This is a genomic window from Serratia sp. (in: enterobacteria), assembly GCF_051654945.1.
GTDB lineage: Bacteria > Pseudomonadota > Gammaproteobacteria > Enterobacterales > Enterobacteriaceae > Chania.
Genome location: NZ_JBOFZA010000028.1, coordinates 147,565 through 161,831 on the forward strand (window position 1 = coordinate 147,565; position 14,267 = coordinate 161,831).

The window sequence follows — 14,267 nt, forward strand, 5'->3', positions numbered from 1 at the left end:
TATGTTAATAACGAGTTAATTAAAACAATAATGGGAAGGTGAGCATGAAGAAGACATTGAAAGTGTTGGCAGCACTGACGCTGCTGGGAGCCAGTTCATGGGCGATGGCGGCCGATCTGGCCGATGACATGGATACCCTGGCCGCCAATTACAAAATCGTACTGAAAACCGACTCCACCGATACTTTCAAGCAGAGCCTGCAAAATATGCGCGCTGCAGCCACGGATGCCCAGAAAGGCACGCCGCCGAAGTTGGAAAGCAAAGCGCCAAACGGCCCGGAGATGACGGAATTTCGTCAAGGGCTGGCGACGCTGATTGGACAGATCGATCGGTCGCTGGCGTTAGCGAATCAGGGGAAATTGGAGGAAGCGCGTAAGGTCGCGCAGGACTTCAAGCAAACCCGCGATGCCAACCACAAAAAATTCCGCTAAACGTGGTTGTGGTACTTAACATAGCGTGAACAAAAAGGGCGGCTGAATGGCCGCCCGGAAACCTGGCTTAACGGTGATACTCGCCCGCTGCTTCAGGTTGATACAGCAATTCCAGCACTTCAATCCGCGCTTCTTCGCCATTGGGTAACTTCCAGCTAATCTGGTTACCCACGTGCATGCCCAGCAGTGCCGCACCCAGAGGTGCCATCACCGACAGCTGTTCAGCACTGTCTTTGAGCGAGGCAGGGTAAACCAGCGTGCGCACATGTTCTTCTGAAGTATGCAGATCGCGAAAGCGTACGCGGCTGTTCATGGTGACGACGTGTGCAGGGATCTGCGATGGCGGCACAATGTCAGCGCGATCCAGCTCGGCGTTCAGCGCGGCGGCGACGTCAGTATTGGCAAAGGCTGGCTGTGCCAGTAGCGCATCCAGGCGTTCCGCATCCAGCTCATTAATGGTAATGGTTGGTTTGGTCATTCCACTCTCCAGTCCAATCAAAGGGCGCCCTTTCTGCGCCATAAATTCGGAAAACAACACAAAAGCAACACCCCCGCACCGTTGGGAGCGGGGGTGTGAAAGAATGTCGGTTTGTCCTATTGATAGTAGGCTGTTAGGGCGGGAAAAGAAAGAGATCTCGATCACGAAGTTTTTGGCGTCGCGACGCCAACTGGCAACTTTGCGTTGCAAACTCTTTTTGTAATCTCATTGCCTTAGCGTAAAAAGCCGGGTTTTGCGAAATGGATCCCCCGGCGTCACTCAATTTCCAGTTCGAACTGGAAAAAAACGCGCTACACAAGCAATGCCCCTGGGGTTAGGGTAAAGGCATCAAAGAAAGCGGATTATACGGCGACAGATTAATGTCCGATCCAGAGGTGACTGCAAAGTGAATGACGGAACAGTTTCGGTAAGTAACATGGCACAGGCTGATATCGATGAGGCCGCAGCGATAACCACACAACTGCTGGCGGATATTACTACCATGTTGGGTGAAGAGAATATCTACACCAATGCGGTACAACAGCAAATGTTGGAGTCCCATATCCGCGCAATGGTGTTGCGCTCAATTACGGGTGAACCCTTGCCGGAAGTGGATAAATCACTGTTTGATGAAATTTCTGCCGGCTCGATGCAACTGGCAGAGCGAGTGGTAAATAAGTTTGCCACGTTACCGATTGAAGAGGCCTATCTGCTTTCGGTCCATTTTGAAGTAGCTAAAGATAACAACCAATAGCGTTAAACCCATTACAATTATTCAGGAGAAGAACCCCATGGGACAAATAACCGTAGTGATCGGCGATCGGCTGGGTAAAGGCCAGAAAGTAGGGCAAGGCATTGAGAATGCAGGTGCCAAGGCGATTGTCATCCCTGGCATGGCCGCGGATATGAAGCTGGGCGACGTGATGAAGGCAGAGAATGCACAACTGGGCATTTCCTTCTGTGGCAGCGGCGGTGCCGGTGCTATTACTGCGCAAACCAAATATGGTTATAAATCCAGATATGGTATGCGTTCTATCGAAGAAGGCGTAACGGCAATTAACGAAGGCTGCACGGTATTAGGCTTTGGCTTTATGGATAAAGAAGAATTAGGCCAGCGGCTAGTGGAAGCGTATGTCAAAAAATACGGCAATCCTTAATGAAAGAGACTTATACCACCTCGGTTAACGTGGAAGGCAAAGGCGATACTAAAGCTAAAGCCTTTGCCGGTGCATTAGCGAATGTGCAGGGCGTGATTTTAAAATCCACCAATAATGTTCTGCTGCGTATCGAACCGCAGGACGTCAAAATATTAAAGGCGGAAGAGAGAACCACCAAAGAAAAATTTCTTTTCTTCTTCCTGCCACGCGAAAGAAAAAGCTTTGCCGTTTCCTTGGAAATAACCGTGAACGTGACGATCATCAATACCGAAAAGGTGGTCTTCACCCAGAAATAAAAACGTTATATCCGTCGTGTTTCAAGCCACAGCGCTATGGCTGCGTCTTGGGATCCACTGGGCATGACATAAGAAGGATATTCTGATGTTTTTAATCATCTTATTTAAGTCGATTATTATCGGCGGGCTGGTTGGCGTCGGTGTAGGGGCTGGCGCCGCACGTATGTTCCACGCACCGACGACACAGGGCATGGGTGCGTTCCGTACCTTGGGCGAGCTGAACTCCTGCGAAGGCGATCCGGCTTCACATTTCTCATTTGGTCTGGGCTTCTTCTTCAACGCCTGGGCGTCTTCTGTGGCGGCGGGGGCCTTCACGCAGGACGTTGACCATCGCATCATCCCTAACTGGGGTGCGGCAGCCTTGATGATCAAAAACCGCAACGTCGCGGAAACGATGCACGATCCCAAAAAGATGGCCATCGCGTGCGGCATCATCGGCATTTTGGTCGTTGCCTTCCTTAACACCACCGCTTCGGCAGTGCCTGCGGCCTTGCAGGTTACGGCGATCAAAGTGCTGGTTCCAGCAGCCAACCTGTTGGTGAACACCGTGATGCCGGTGATCTTCTGGCTGGCAGCGATCGAAGCGGGTAAACGTTCTGGCTTCTGGGGCACCATCTTCGGTGGTCTGGCGCAACTGATCATGGGTAACGCCGTGCCGGGTCTGGTTCTGGGGATCCTGATTGGCAAGGGCGTTGAAGAGAGCGGCTGGAACAAAGTCACCAAGATCATGATGGTGGCGATTGTGCTGCTGTTCGTGTTGAGCGGCTTCTTCCGCGGCTTTGATATGAAAGTTCTCGAATCCTTCAGCCTGGGCGTGCCTGGCTGGCTGGATACCATTCATAACACCCTGAGCGGAAAATAAGGAGCTGAATGATGGAAGCACAAGCAGATAAAGGCTTCTGGTATGCCGACTGGTCGTTCCCGATTTTTGTTGGCCTGCTCTCATCCGGCGTGTTCGCCGGGACACACATGTATTACCTGTATGGCATTGGCGCATTTAACGAAGTCGCTTTCGTTTCCATGCTGCGTGCCGGGATGGACACCGGAGTTTACGGTGCAGTGGCGGCGTTCGGTGCCAGCTTCCTGTTCGCCCGTATTATCGAAGGTTCTCTGGTTGGGATCCTGGATATTGGCGGGGCGATCCAGACCGGGGTTGGCCTGGGTGTTCCGGCGTTGCTGCTGGGCGCGGGGATTGTTTTCCCGGTTGCCAACTTTGCCGCCTCGTTAGCCACTGGCCTGGTCATTGGTCTGGCGATTGGTTATCTGATTATTCTGGCGCGTAAATTCACCATCAACCAGAGCAACTCGACCTACGGGGCGGATGTGATGATGGGGGCGGGTAACTCCTCAGGGCGTTTCCTCGGGCCGTTGATCATCCTGTCCGCCATGGCCGCTTCGATTCCGATCGGTCTGGGTTCCCTGCTGGGTGCGCTGCTGTTCTATGTCTGGGGCAAGCCAATTACCGGTGGTGCGATCCTGGGGGCGATGATCTTGGGGGCATTCTTCCCGGTAGCCATTTCTTAATCAAGATGCCAGGCCCTGGGTTAATCATCCGGGGTTTGGCAAGGAGTAGCGAAGCATGTATGACCTAATCATCCGGCGCGCCAGACTGGTGGATGACACTCTGGCCGATGTGGCTATCGAGGCGGGCAAGATTGCCGTCGTCGGGCAGTTGGCGGCAGATGCCAGCGCCCACAAGCAACTGGATCTGGCGGGGAACTACCGCCTGAGCGCTGGCTGGATCGACTCCCACGTACACTGTTATCCCTCTTCACCGATTTATCACGACGACCCGGATCTGGTGGGTGTCAGCAGCGGCGTCACTTCGGTGGTGGATGCTGGCAGCACCGGTACCGACGATATCGATGAATTCTATGCCCTGACGCGCAGTGCCAAAACCAATGTCTTTGCCTTCCTCAATATCTCGCGCATCGGTCTGTTAAGGCAGAATGAGCTGGCCGATATGGCGGATATCAACAAGCAGCGGGTCAAGCAGGCCATCGACGGCAAACCGGGATTCATTATCGGCATCAAGGCGCGCATGAGCAGCAGCGTGGTCGGCCAGAACGGCACCAGGCCGCTGGTATTGGCTAAAGAGATCCAACAGGAAAACCAGCAGTTGCCGCTGATGGTGCACATCGGTAACAACCCGCCGGATCTGGACGAGATCGCCGATCTGCTGACCCAGGGTGACATCATTACCCACTGCTACAACGGCAAACCGAATCGTATTCTGACCCCAGCCGGTACGCTGCGCGAGTCCATCCAACGTGCGTTAAAACGCGGCGTGCTGCTCGACGTGGGCCACGGCTCGGCCAGCTTCAGCTTTGAAGTTGCCCGGCAGGCCATTGCGCTGGGGATCTTCCCGCACACCATCAGTTCCGATATCTACTGCCGCAACCGCCTGGCTGGCCCGGTGCATAGCCTGGCGACGGTGATGTCCAAATTCTTTACCGTCGGGTTGTCTCTGGCGCAGGTCATTGGCTGCGTAACGGAAAATGCCGCTGCGGCGCTGCGCCTGACCACCAAGGGGCAGTTGAAACCCGGCTTCGATGCCGACCTGACCATTTTTGATCTCCGCCAAGGGCCGCAGGTGTTTGCCGACTCCGAAGGGGAGTCCGTCAATGGCGAACAGCTGTTGGTGCCGCTGGCTGCCGTAGTAGCCGGGGAAATCCTATTAACCGATCAAGGAAAAGCCGCTCATGTCTTCGCTCTATGAAAAATATAACTTAAAGCAGGTGATCAACACTTCCGGCCGTATGACCGCCCTTGGCGTTTCTACACCGCGCCAGGAGGTGGTGGATGTGGTGAATTATGGTCTCAACCATTACTTTGAAATCAAGGATCTGGTCAACAAGACGGGAGCCTATATCGCCGATCTGCTGAATGTGGAAGACGCGGTGGTGGTTTCTTGTGCCTCCGCGGGTATTGCCCAGTCGGTGGCGGCGGTGATCGTCAAGGACAACGCCAACCTGCTGGTCAATCTGCATTCCGCTGCGGTGAATGAGCCCCGCGAGATCGTGTTGCCGCGTGGCCACAACGTCAACTTTGGCGCTCCGGTGGATACCATGGTCGCCCTCGGTGGCGGCAAAGTGGTGGAAGCAGGTTATGCCAACGAATGTTCCCCTGAGCAGCTCGAAGCCTGCATCACCCCGCAGACGGCCGCCATCCTGTACATCAAATCTCACCACTGCGTGCAGAAAAGCATTCTCTCCGTTGAGCAGGCGGTGGTGGTAGCGCGTAAGCATAACTTGCCGCTGATCGTCGATGCGGCCGCCGAAGAAGATCTGCTGTGTTACTACCAAATGGGGGCCGACGTGGTGATCTACAGCGGTGCCAAGGCCATCGAAGGGCCAACCAGCGGGCTGGTGATCGGCAAGAAGCAGTACGTGGAATGGGTGAAACTTCAGTCCTCCGGGATTGGACGGGCGATGAAGGTGGGCAAAGAGGGCATCCTCGGCCTGACGCAGGCGATTGAAAGCTACCTGACCTCAGAGAAAACCACCGGGGCGCAAATGGTAGAGCGCATGACGCCGTTTATCAGCCAACTGAATACCCTCAATGGCATCAGCGCCAAAACCGTCTGGGACAGCGCAGGGCGCGATATTGCCCGGGTTGAAATCACCTTTGATGAAGCGGTGCTGGGGATGTCGACCGTCGATATCGTGCAGCGGCTGAAAACCGGTGATATCGCCATTTACTTCCGCGGCTACAAGGCCAACGAAGGCAAGATTGAAGTGGATGTGCGCAGCGTGAATGAACAGCAACTGATGACCGTGTTTACCTGTATTAAAAATCTGTTTACGGAGACCCAAGCATGAAGCTGAAGCCTAATTACTACCAGGATCGTGTCTGCCTCAACGTGCTGGCTGGCTCAAAAGCCAACGCGCAGGAAATCTATGACGCGGCACAGGGGCACGTGCTGGTGGGGGTTCTTTCCAAAAATTACCCTGATGTGGAGAGTGCTATCACGGATATGGCGCGTTACGCGCGTCTGATCGAGAACGCGCTTTCCGTTGGTCTGGGAGCGGGCGATCCACGACAGTCGAATATGGTCAGCCTGATCTCTGAGCGCGTCCAACCGCAGCACGTGAACCAGGTGTTCACCGGCGTTGGGGCCAGCCGTGCACTGCTGAGACAAAACGAAACTGTGGTGAACGGTCTGGTATCACCCACAGGTCGCGTGGGTTGGGTGAAGATTTCCACCGGGCCGCTGAGTGCGCAGGCAGCAGACGGTATCGTGCCGGTAGAAACCGCCATTGCCTTGCTGAAAGACATGGGCGGCAGCTCGATTAAATATTTCCCGATGGGCGGCCTGAAGCATCAGGAAGAATACGAGTATGTGGCGCAAGCCTGTGCCGAGCATGACTTTATGCTGGAGCCGACCGGCGGCATCGATCTGGAGAACTTCGAGCCGATCCTGGAGATTGCCTTGAAAGCGGGTGTGAAGCAGGTGATCCCGCATATCTACAGCTCCATCATTGATTCCGCCAGCGGCAACACGCGTCCGCAAGACGTCAAAAAGCTGTTGGAGATCACCAAGCGGCTGGTGGGTTAAGTCTGGCATCCCCTCACCCCAACCCTCTCCCACAGGGAGAGGGAGCTGGTACGGAGACGTTGCCAGGTGCAGTAGACAATCTGTCTGGTATGGAGCTGTGGCTAGGTGCCAGAGTCGAGTTGTGGCACGCTCGGTCCCCTCTCCCACAGGGAAAGGCGGCTGGTACGGAGACGTTGTCAGGTGCAGTAGACAGTCTGTTTGGTATGGAGTTGTGGCTAGGTGCCAGAGTCGAGTTGTGGCACGTTCGGTCCCCTCTCCCTGTGGGAGAGGGCTAGGGTGAGGGGGATCATGTAACTCCTATCTATCGGTTAACAGGATAACTATGCGAAACTGGCAGACATCGAATTTACCCATCGTTCCGCTGTGGAGCGCGCTGTCCCTGGCGTTGTTGGCTATCGCCAGCCCGGCGTTATATGCTGAGGAAGCAATGAAACCCACGTCGTCTCATTTTGCCTATATTGGTACCTATAACCCGAACGGTGAAGGCGTTTACCGCCTGCAGGTGGATGCGAAAACGGGGGCGTTGAGCGGTAAAACGCTGGTCAGCAGCCTGCCGAATCCAGCCCAACTGGTCAGCGATGCCAAAGGGCAGACGCTCTATGTCGCCAGCGAGGTAGCCGATTTTAATGGCACCCAGCACGGCGGTATTGTCGCCTATCGCGTCAACCCGCATGACGGCAGTCTGACGGAACTTAATCGGGTGGATTCGCAAGGCGCTGGGCCGGTGTACCTGTCTCTGACGCCGGATGGTCGCCATCTGCTGGTGGCCAACTATGTCAGCGGCAGCGTTGCGGCATTCCCGGTCGACAGCGAAGGCAAGCTGGGGCCAGCCAGTTCCGTGCAGCAAGATACGGGCCCTGCGGGGGCGGCCAAACCCGCTGCAGCTGTAGAAGGCAGCTTTGCCATCAGCGATCACAATGGCCCGCATGCGCATATGATCGCCAGCGATCCGAGCGGCAAGTTTGTCTTCTCCACCGATCTGGGGTTGGATCGCATCTATCAGTGGCGGTTCGATGCCGCGAGCGGCAAGTTGACACCGAACGACCCGCCGTGGATCGCCGCCTCTTCAGCCGGTGCTGGTCCGCGCCACTTCATCTTCCATCCCAATGGAAAAATTGTCCTACTAATCAATGAAGAAGCGTCTACACTTACCAGTTACCGCTTTGATAGCCAACATGGGACACTGACACAGTTGCATGCCGTTTCAACCCTGCCTGCCGACTATAAGGGCACCAGCTTTGCCGCTGGCATGGCCCTGTCAGCGGAGGGTAACAACCTGTACGTGACCAACCGCCTGCACAACAGCATCGCGCAGTTCAGCGTTAGCGGCGAGGGCGAACTGAAACCGGTCGCGGAAACCTGGACGCGAGGCGATTACCCACGCACCATCACCCTGGATCCGAGTGGCCGCTATCTGTATGCCATGAACCAGCGCAGCGATAACGTAACGCGCTTTAGCGTAGACAAGCTCAGCGGCAAGCTCAGTTTTGTGGAAGGCTATACCCCGGTGGGCAGCCCTTCACAGATGGTGTTTTTGCCCGCAGTGAAGTAACCCGTTGCCCGCCCGGTACCTTCGGGCGAGCACGTTAATAATGGAAAGAGAATGGTGAGATTTCCCTACCCACGTTTGGCCTATCTGTTCGACGCTTTGCAGTCCGAAACGTTGCCGCAGGACGAACTGGCGAAGCGTTTTGCCGTGTCTACCCGCACGGTTCGCGCCGATATCACCGCGCTGAACGATATTCTGGAAAGCTATGGTGCGCAGTTTGTCCATAGCCGTGGGGCCGGATATCGTCTGCAGGTTGATGATGAGGCCCGCTTTAGTGCGCTGCAGCATCGGGAGCGTAAACAGCACGCTACGCCGCGCAGCGCGCAGGAGCGGGTGCATTATCTGTTGATTCGCTTTTTGACCTCAGCCTTCTCAATGAAGCTGGAAGATCTGGCCGATGAATGGTTTGTCAGCCGGGGTACGCTGCAAAACGACATGGCTGAGGTGAGGGAGCGCCTGGCGCATTACCAGTTAACCATTGAGACCAAGCCACGCTACGGGATGAAACTGTTTGGTGCGGAAATGGCGATCCGCTCCTGCCTGACCGATCTGCTGTTTCAACTGCATCTGGCGGATGCGGAAAACCCCTTGTTGAACAATGATATTCTCCATCAGCCGCAGGTGTTGACCTTTGCCGGGCTGCTGCATCCACTGCTATCGCAGTACGCCATTCGTCTGACCGATGAAGGGGAGCAATACCTGATCTTCTACTGCGCCGTGGCGCTGCGGCGTATCACCGACGGCTATCCGTTACAGGATTTTGACGTGGAAGACGGCGATGACGCAGTGCGCAAAGCCTCAACCTGGTTGGCCGGTGAACTGAGCAAGGCGACAGGTAAAGAGATTGCGGCAGCGGAAGAAGCCTATTTGCGGGTCAACATCGCTGCCAGAAGGGTGCAGGAGGTACAGCCGACCAAAATCAACGCCGATGACGAAGAGGCGCTGGTGGATTACATCCTGTCCTATATCAACTCGCACTATAACTACAATTTGCAGAACGACAAGCAGCTGCGGGCCGATCTGCTCACCCATATCAAGACCATGATCACCCGGGTGAAGTACCAGATCAATATTCCGAACCCGCTGTTGGCCAACATCAAACAGCATTATCCGATGGCCTATGATGTGACGCTGGCGGCGGTCTCAAGCTGGGGTAAACACACGCCTTATACCCTGAGTGAGAACGAAATCGGCTACCTGGTGCTGCACATCGGCGTGGGTCTGGAGCGGCACTACAACATTGGCTATGAGCGCCATCCGCAGGTGATGCTGGTGTGCGATACCGGTAATTCCACGGTGCGGATGATCCAGGCACAGATTGCGCGCAAGTATCCGCAACTGGTGGTGACGCGCATCGTTTCGCTGCGTGATTACGAAATTCTCCCCAGTATCGAAGAAGATTTTGTTATTTCCAACGCACGCATCAGCGAGAAGAACAAACCGATCGTGGTGATGTCGCCGTTCCCTACGGAGTATCAGTTGGAGCAATTGGGCAAGCTGGTGCTGGTGGACCGCACCAAGCCATACATGCTGGAAAAATTCTTCGATGCCAGCCACTTTATGATCGTCAATGAACCGCTGACGCAGGAGCAGCTGTTTCACAAAGTCTGTGTCCAACTGGAGCAGGAAGGCTATGTAGGCAGTGATTTCTACCCTTCGGTCGTTGAGCGTGAAGCTATCGTTTCTACCTTGCTGGGGGAGGGGATCGCTCTGCCGCATTCACTTGGGCTGCTGGCGAAAAAAACCGTGGTGGTGACGCTGCTGGCCCCGCAGGGTATTCCGTGGGGCGAAGGCGAGATGGCGCACGTCATTTTCCTGCTGGCGATCAGCAAAACGGATTACGAGGAAGCGATGGCGATCTACGATCTGTTCGTCACCTTTGTGCGCGAACGTTCGATGACCCGCCTGCTGGGCAGTGACAATTTCGACAGCTTTAAAGCGGTGGCACTGGACTGCCTGAGCCGCATTTAACGGTTTCCCCCTCTGCACCCAGAGGGGGATCACCGAATTATTGGTCTTTCTTCTTACCGAATATCTTCATCAATGCGCCGACGATCAGCCCCAGGGCGATGCCGCCTAAAATCCAGTCAACCAAGCTCATTGTTGTTCCCCCTCGAAGCTATAATCCTGATGATATTATCATTCAATCATGAACGCCCCATCGATCATTAATCTGCGTTGCTCGCTGGTGTAGTTGAGCCAGGCGTTCTTGCTGTTGGATTTCTCCAGCACCGTGGCCAGCTCTGCCTGGTTTAGGGAGAGTTCGTCCTGCCAGAACGGGGCGATGGCGTGGCGGGTGATAAAGTCGATCAAAAAGCGTGCTGGCGTGTCCTGCTCTTGAGGGAATAGCCGCAGGGCCAGCTCGGTCATCAGCGTACGCTGCTGCGGCTGCTCGCTTTCATCCAGCAGCTCCAGGAACGGCAGCAGCAGGCGGCCACAGACCTGGCCGTGGTGGTAATCACGTAATGCACCAACCTCACCTGCAATGCCGTGGATCACGCCCAGGCCCGCCATGCTCAACGTCAGTCCGCCCAGGTAGGAAGCCTGCATAATCGCTTCGCGGGCCTCATCGCTGTGCTTCAGTGACGGCCAGGCAGTGAGGAAGTGGTGAATGCCGGCCAACGACATTTCCCGCGACAGGCTGCTGGCGGTCTTGGAAAGATAGGCTTCAAACAGGTGAGTAAAGGCATCGATGGCGCAATAGGCCAGTACGCTATCTGGTGCTCCCTTCAGCAGCTCGGGGTCGAGGATTGCCACCTGCGGCACAAAGTTATTATGCCGCAAAGAGGCTTTCACCTTGGTGACCTGGGTATCGGTGATTACCGCATTTTGAGTTACTTCGCTGCCGGTGCCTGCGGTGGTGGGGATGGCAATCAGCGGCAGCGTTGCGCCACTGACTTTGCTGTCACCCACTTTTTCCATATAGCGCAGGGTCGGCAGCGGGTGTTCGATCAGGGCAGCAAACGCCTTGGCGGCATCCAACACGCTACCCCCGCCAATCGCCACCACTCTTTGCACCTGACCCCGCCAGTGTGCCACCCATTGGTCGATTTCCTGTGGGGAGGCTTCATGGGCGACTATTTCTCTGCCCATCAGCAACGGCGTCAGCGCCGGGGCTAGCTCAGCATAGAGGGGACCGTTAAGGAACGATCGGCAGGTGAACAGCAGCGTGGCCTGTGGCTCGGCCTGGAGCAGTGGGATCAACTGCTGGATGCTGCCCTTGCCAAACCAGGCTTGCCGGTTGGCGATCATCAGACTAGTGGTCATGCTCTCTCCTTGGCGTATCTGGTCATCGAAGCCCCAGCATAATTCAGCCTGGCTGGGCGAACCAACGCTTTTCCGTCGCTTAACCCGAAATTGTTAAGATATTAACCAGCTCAGATTGTACGGGTAATCGTTGTCAGGGCCGAAGTTGTGATTTGATTAACATGTAAACAGTTGCGCCCTTGCATTCTGGCCGATTGAGTGCTTTTTATAGCCTGTCAGCCCAAAGTGGGTCGCTGGAACGCTGGGAAAAATTAATTGTTAATTTGTTAATGATTGCGGGGGCGAAATGAATATTCAGGTCGAAAGATTATCGGCGGTGATTGACGCAGTGGCGACCCGCCAATTCTATGCCAGCCTGCTGGGCTATCTGGAGGGCTTCTTTGCCTTCGATAATGCCATCGTCTACGCCTTCGAATATGGTCAGGCACCACGCTGCCTGATGAAAACCGAGAAAGAAAACAGTGATGCGGTCAACCAGATCTACCAGCAAGGCGCGTACCTCGACGATCCCTTCTATCAGGCGCTGAACGGTGGCGGCCATGGCGATGTATTTACGCTGCGGCAACTGGCCCCCTGCGGTTTTTATCAGACGGATTACTACCGTAACTTTTACCGTAAAACCGGCTGGCACGACGAGGCTGGCGTACTTCTGCAACTGACGCCGGAGCGGGGGCTGGGCATCTTTTTTGGTTCGGCCCGGCAAACAGTGGGCGTGCGTTATCCCCAGTTGGCTGACCTGCGCGGCGCATTGACGCTGGTAAAAAGCGTGGCGCGGCTGCATGGGGAAGTGGTGGTCGCGGCTAATGTGCCAACCGCTTCGGCCCCGTTGGCCGATAGCGCCGCCCAGGCGCGCTATGCGTTAAGCCCGCGTGAACGTGAGATCGTCGATCTGATCCTGAGCGGCAACGGATCGCAGCAGATCGCCGAACGGCTGTTTATCAGCCTGGGCACGGTCAAAAATCATCGTAAGAACATTTACGGCAAGTTGAATATTGGCTCTCAGGCCGAGCTGTTCAGCCTGTTTTTAACTTCCCCCCTGCGTCGTACCGCATAATGTTAAAAAAGTGTTGCGAATATCCCTAAAGGGACATAGCCGCTCGCCCACGCTCTACTGATAATCCAGGCTAAGGCAATGGGTAAGGAGTGCGGCAATGAATAATGAAATCGAATCGTTAACCTACTACGCGGCGACCAAGAAATACGATCTGCGCTTCCCCACGCTGGAAGAGGATCTGGATGTTGATGTGGTGATCATCGGCGGTGGCTTCTCCGGCATTAACACGGCGCTGGAACTGGCGGAAAAAGGCATCACCAATATCGCTATTCTGGAAGGCCGCCATCTGGGCTACGGCGGAACGGGCCGCAACGGCGGGCAGGTGATGGCCGGGATCGGCCACGATCTGGAGAAGATCAAACGCCACGTTGGTCCGGCCGGGTTAGAAACCATCTTCAAGATCAGTAACCTTGGGGCCGGGATTATCCGCGAGCGCATTAAAAAGTACGCCATCGATGCCGATTTCTGCTTCGGCTATGGCTATCTGGGCAGCAACGCCAGGCAGGAAAAGACCCTGCGCAGCTGGCTCAAAGAATTCAAGGCGGTCTCGCCGAATGAGGAGATCGAACTCTATACCGGCTCTGAAGTGAAGCAGGTGGTGGGATCCGATGCTTATACCTGCGCACTGAAGCATATGGGCGGTGGCCACGTTCACTCGCTCAACCTGCTGTTGGGGGAGGCGCAGGCGCTGAGCGGTTACGGGGTGAAAATCTTCGAAAACAGTAACGTGCTGAATGTGGAATACGGCCAGCGCATTACCGTGCGCACCGCCATGGGATCGGTACGCGCTAATAAGATGCTGTGGGCGTGCAACGGTTTCCTCAACGGCATGGATCCCTTTATCTACAAAAAGACCATCAATACCTATGCCTTCCAACTGGCGACCGAGCCGCTGTCAGACGAACTGATCCGCCAGATCAGCCCGATCCGTGGGGCTTACAGCGATATCCGGCCGGTGATCGACTATTACCGCGTCACCAATGAAAACCGCCTGTTGTTCGGCAGTGCTACCCGGCTGATCGAATATATCCCGTCGGATCTGAAAGCCTGGAACCGCAATCTGATGCTGAAAATCTTCCCGTATCTGAAGGACGTGAAGATCGACCTGGCCTGGGGCGGGCCGCTGTGTTGCAGCGCCAACCTGTTCCCGCAGATCGGCACTTTGCCACAGCACGATAACGTGTTTTACGTGCAGGGTTATTCCGGCTTTGGCGTTACGCCGAGCCATATCGTTTGCAAGGTGCTGGCCGAGGGGATGAGTGAGGGATCCGATCGCTACGATCTGATGAGTTCGATCCCACACGTCGATATTTTCGGCAAAGACAAACTGCGCCGCGTGATGACCACGGTGGGCAAGGTCTGGCACCAGACTTCCGGCTACTGGAAGGGTCGCCGCTAGTTTACTAGAAATGTCGGTTATCTGGCCCCTCACCCCAGCCCTCTCCCAAAGGGAGAGGGAGCCAGCGCGGTGCCGTGG

At 55.5% G+C, this 14,267-nt stretch carries 15 protein-coding genes; 13 read left to right on the top strand and 2 right to left on the bottom strand.

What is annotated here, in order from left to right; all coding sequences use genetic code 11:
• Positions 1-44 precede the first annotated feature (44 nt).
• Positions 45-431, top strand: a complete 387-nt coding sequence (gene cybC, locus ACRDCA_RS03020) for a cytochrome b562 (RefSeq protein WP_438688249.1) — start codon at positions 45-47, stop codon at positions 429-431.
• Between the two features lie 67 nt (positions 432-498).
• On the opposite strand, the gene rnk is transcribed toward cybC, so the two are convergent.
• Positions 499-909, bottom strand: coding sequence for a nucleoside diphosphate kinase regulator (gene rnk, locus ACRDCA_RS03025; RefSeq protein WP_025122699.1), 411 nt, complete (start codon positions 907-909; stop codon positions 499-501).
• A gap of 406 nt (positions 910-1,315) precedes the next feature.
• On the opposite strand from rnk, the gene ACRDCA_RS03030 reads away from it, so the two are divergent.
• The 10 genes from ACRDCA_RS03030 (at position 1,316) to ACRDCA_RS03075 (ending at position 10,440) form a co-directional block, all read left to right on the top strand.
• The gene (locus tag ACRDCA_RS03030; protein WP_438688250.1) at positions 1,316-1,663 is read left to right on the top strand and encodes a glycine dehydrogenase; all 348 of its coding nucleotides are present in this window, start codon (positions 1,316-1,318) and stop codon (positions 1,661-1,663) included.
• Between the two features lie 37 nt (positions 1,664-1,700).
• A complete protein-coding gene (locus tag ACRDCA_RS03035; RefSeq protein ID WP_025122697.1) occupies positions 1,701-2,066 on the top strand; it encodes a glycine-rich SFCGS family protein in 366 nt (121 codons plus the stop codon).
• Positions 2,066-2,362: a DUF4312 family protein gene (locus ACRDCA_RS03040; protein ID WP_025122696.1), complete on the top strand. Its 297-nt coding sequence runs from the start codon at positions 2,066-2,068 to the stop codon at positions 2,360-2,362. Before ACRDCA_RS03035 ends, ACRDCA_RS03040 begins: the two co-directional genes overlap by 1 nt.
• An 85-nt stretch (positions 2,363-2,447) precedes the next feature.
• Complete coding sequence (locus ACRDCA_RS03045) at positions 2,448-3,224, top strand: DUF4311 domain-containing protein (protein WP_438688251.1); 777 nt, start codon at positions 2,448-2,450, stop codon at positions 3,222-3,224.
• 11 nt (positions 3,225-3,235) lie between these two features.
• Entirely contained in the window at positions 3,236-3,886 is a 651-nt protein-coding gene (locus tag ACRDCA_RS03050; protein ID WP_025122695.1) for a DUF4310 family protein, read from the top strand.
• Between the two features lie 55 nt (positions 3,887-3,941).
• Entirely contained in the window at positions 3,942-5,081 is a 1,140-nt protein-coding gene (locus ACRDCA_RS03055; protein ID WP_438688252.1) for an amidohydrolase/deacetylase family metallohydrolase, read from the top strand.
• Positions 5,065-6,183, top strand: coding sequence for a DgaE family pyridoxal phosphate-dependent ammonia lyase (locus tag ACRDCA_RS03060; protein ID WP_438688253.1), 1,119 nt, complete (start codon positions 5,065-5,067; stop codon positions 6,181-6,183). Before ACRDCA_RS03055 ends, ACRDCA_RS03060 begins: the two co-directional genes overlap by 17 nt.
• The gene (dagF, locus tag ACRDCA_RS03065; RefSeq protein ID WP_438688254.1) at positions 6,180-6,920 is read left to right on the top strand and encodes a 2-dehydro-3-deoxy-phosphogluconate aldolase; all 741 of its coding nucleotides are present in this window, start codon (positions 6,180-6,182) and stop codon (positions 6,918-6,920) included. Before ACRDCA_RS03060 ends, dagF begins: the two co-directional genes overlap by 4 nt.
• 322 nt (positions 6,921-7,242) lie before the next feature.
• Positions 7,243-8,472, top strand: a complete 1,230-nt coding sequence (locus ACRDCA_RS03070; protein WP_438688255.1) for a lactonase family protein — start codon at positions 7,243-7,245, stop codon at positions 8,470-8,472.
• Positions 8,473-8,523: 51 nt separating this feature from the next.
• Positions 8,524-10,440, top strand: a complete 1,917-nt coding sequence (locus ACRDCA_RS03075; protein ID WP_438688256.1) for a BglG family transcription antiterminator — start codon at positions 8,524-8,526, stop codon at positions 10,438-10,440.
• 168 nt (positions 10,441-10,608) lie between these two features.
• On the opposite strand, the gene ACRDCA_RS03080 is transcribed toward ACRDCA_RS03075, so the two are convergent.
• Complete coding sequence (locus tag ACRDCA_RS03080; RefSeq protein WP_438688257.1) at positions 10,609-11,736, bottom strand: iron-containing alcohol dehydrogenase; 1,128 nt, start codon at positions 11,734-11,736, stop codon at positions 10,609-10,611.
• A 286-nt stretch (positions 11,737-12,022) separates the two neighbouring features.
• On the opposite strand from ACRDCA_RS03080, the gene ACRDCA_RS03085 reads away from it, so the two are divergent.
• Both ACRDCA_RS03085 and ACRDCA_RS03090 read left to right on the top strand, forming a co-directional pair.
• Positions 12,023-12,790, top strand: a complete 768-nt coding sequence (locus ACRDCA_RS03085; RefSeq protein ID WP_438688258.1) for a helix-turn-helix transcriptional regulator — start codon at positions 12,023-12,025, stop codon at positions 12,788-12,790.
• 97 nt (positions 12,791-12,887) lie between these two features.
• Positions 12,888-14,189 (top strand): NAD(P)/FAD-dependent oxidoreductase, encoded by a 1,302-nt coding sequence (locus tag ACRDCA_RS03090; RefSeq protein ID WP_438688259.1) that lies wholly within the window; start codon positions 12,888-12,890, stop codon positions 14,187-14,189.
• The last annotated feature ends 78 nt before the right edge of the window (positions 14,190-14,267 follow it).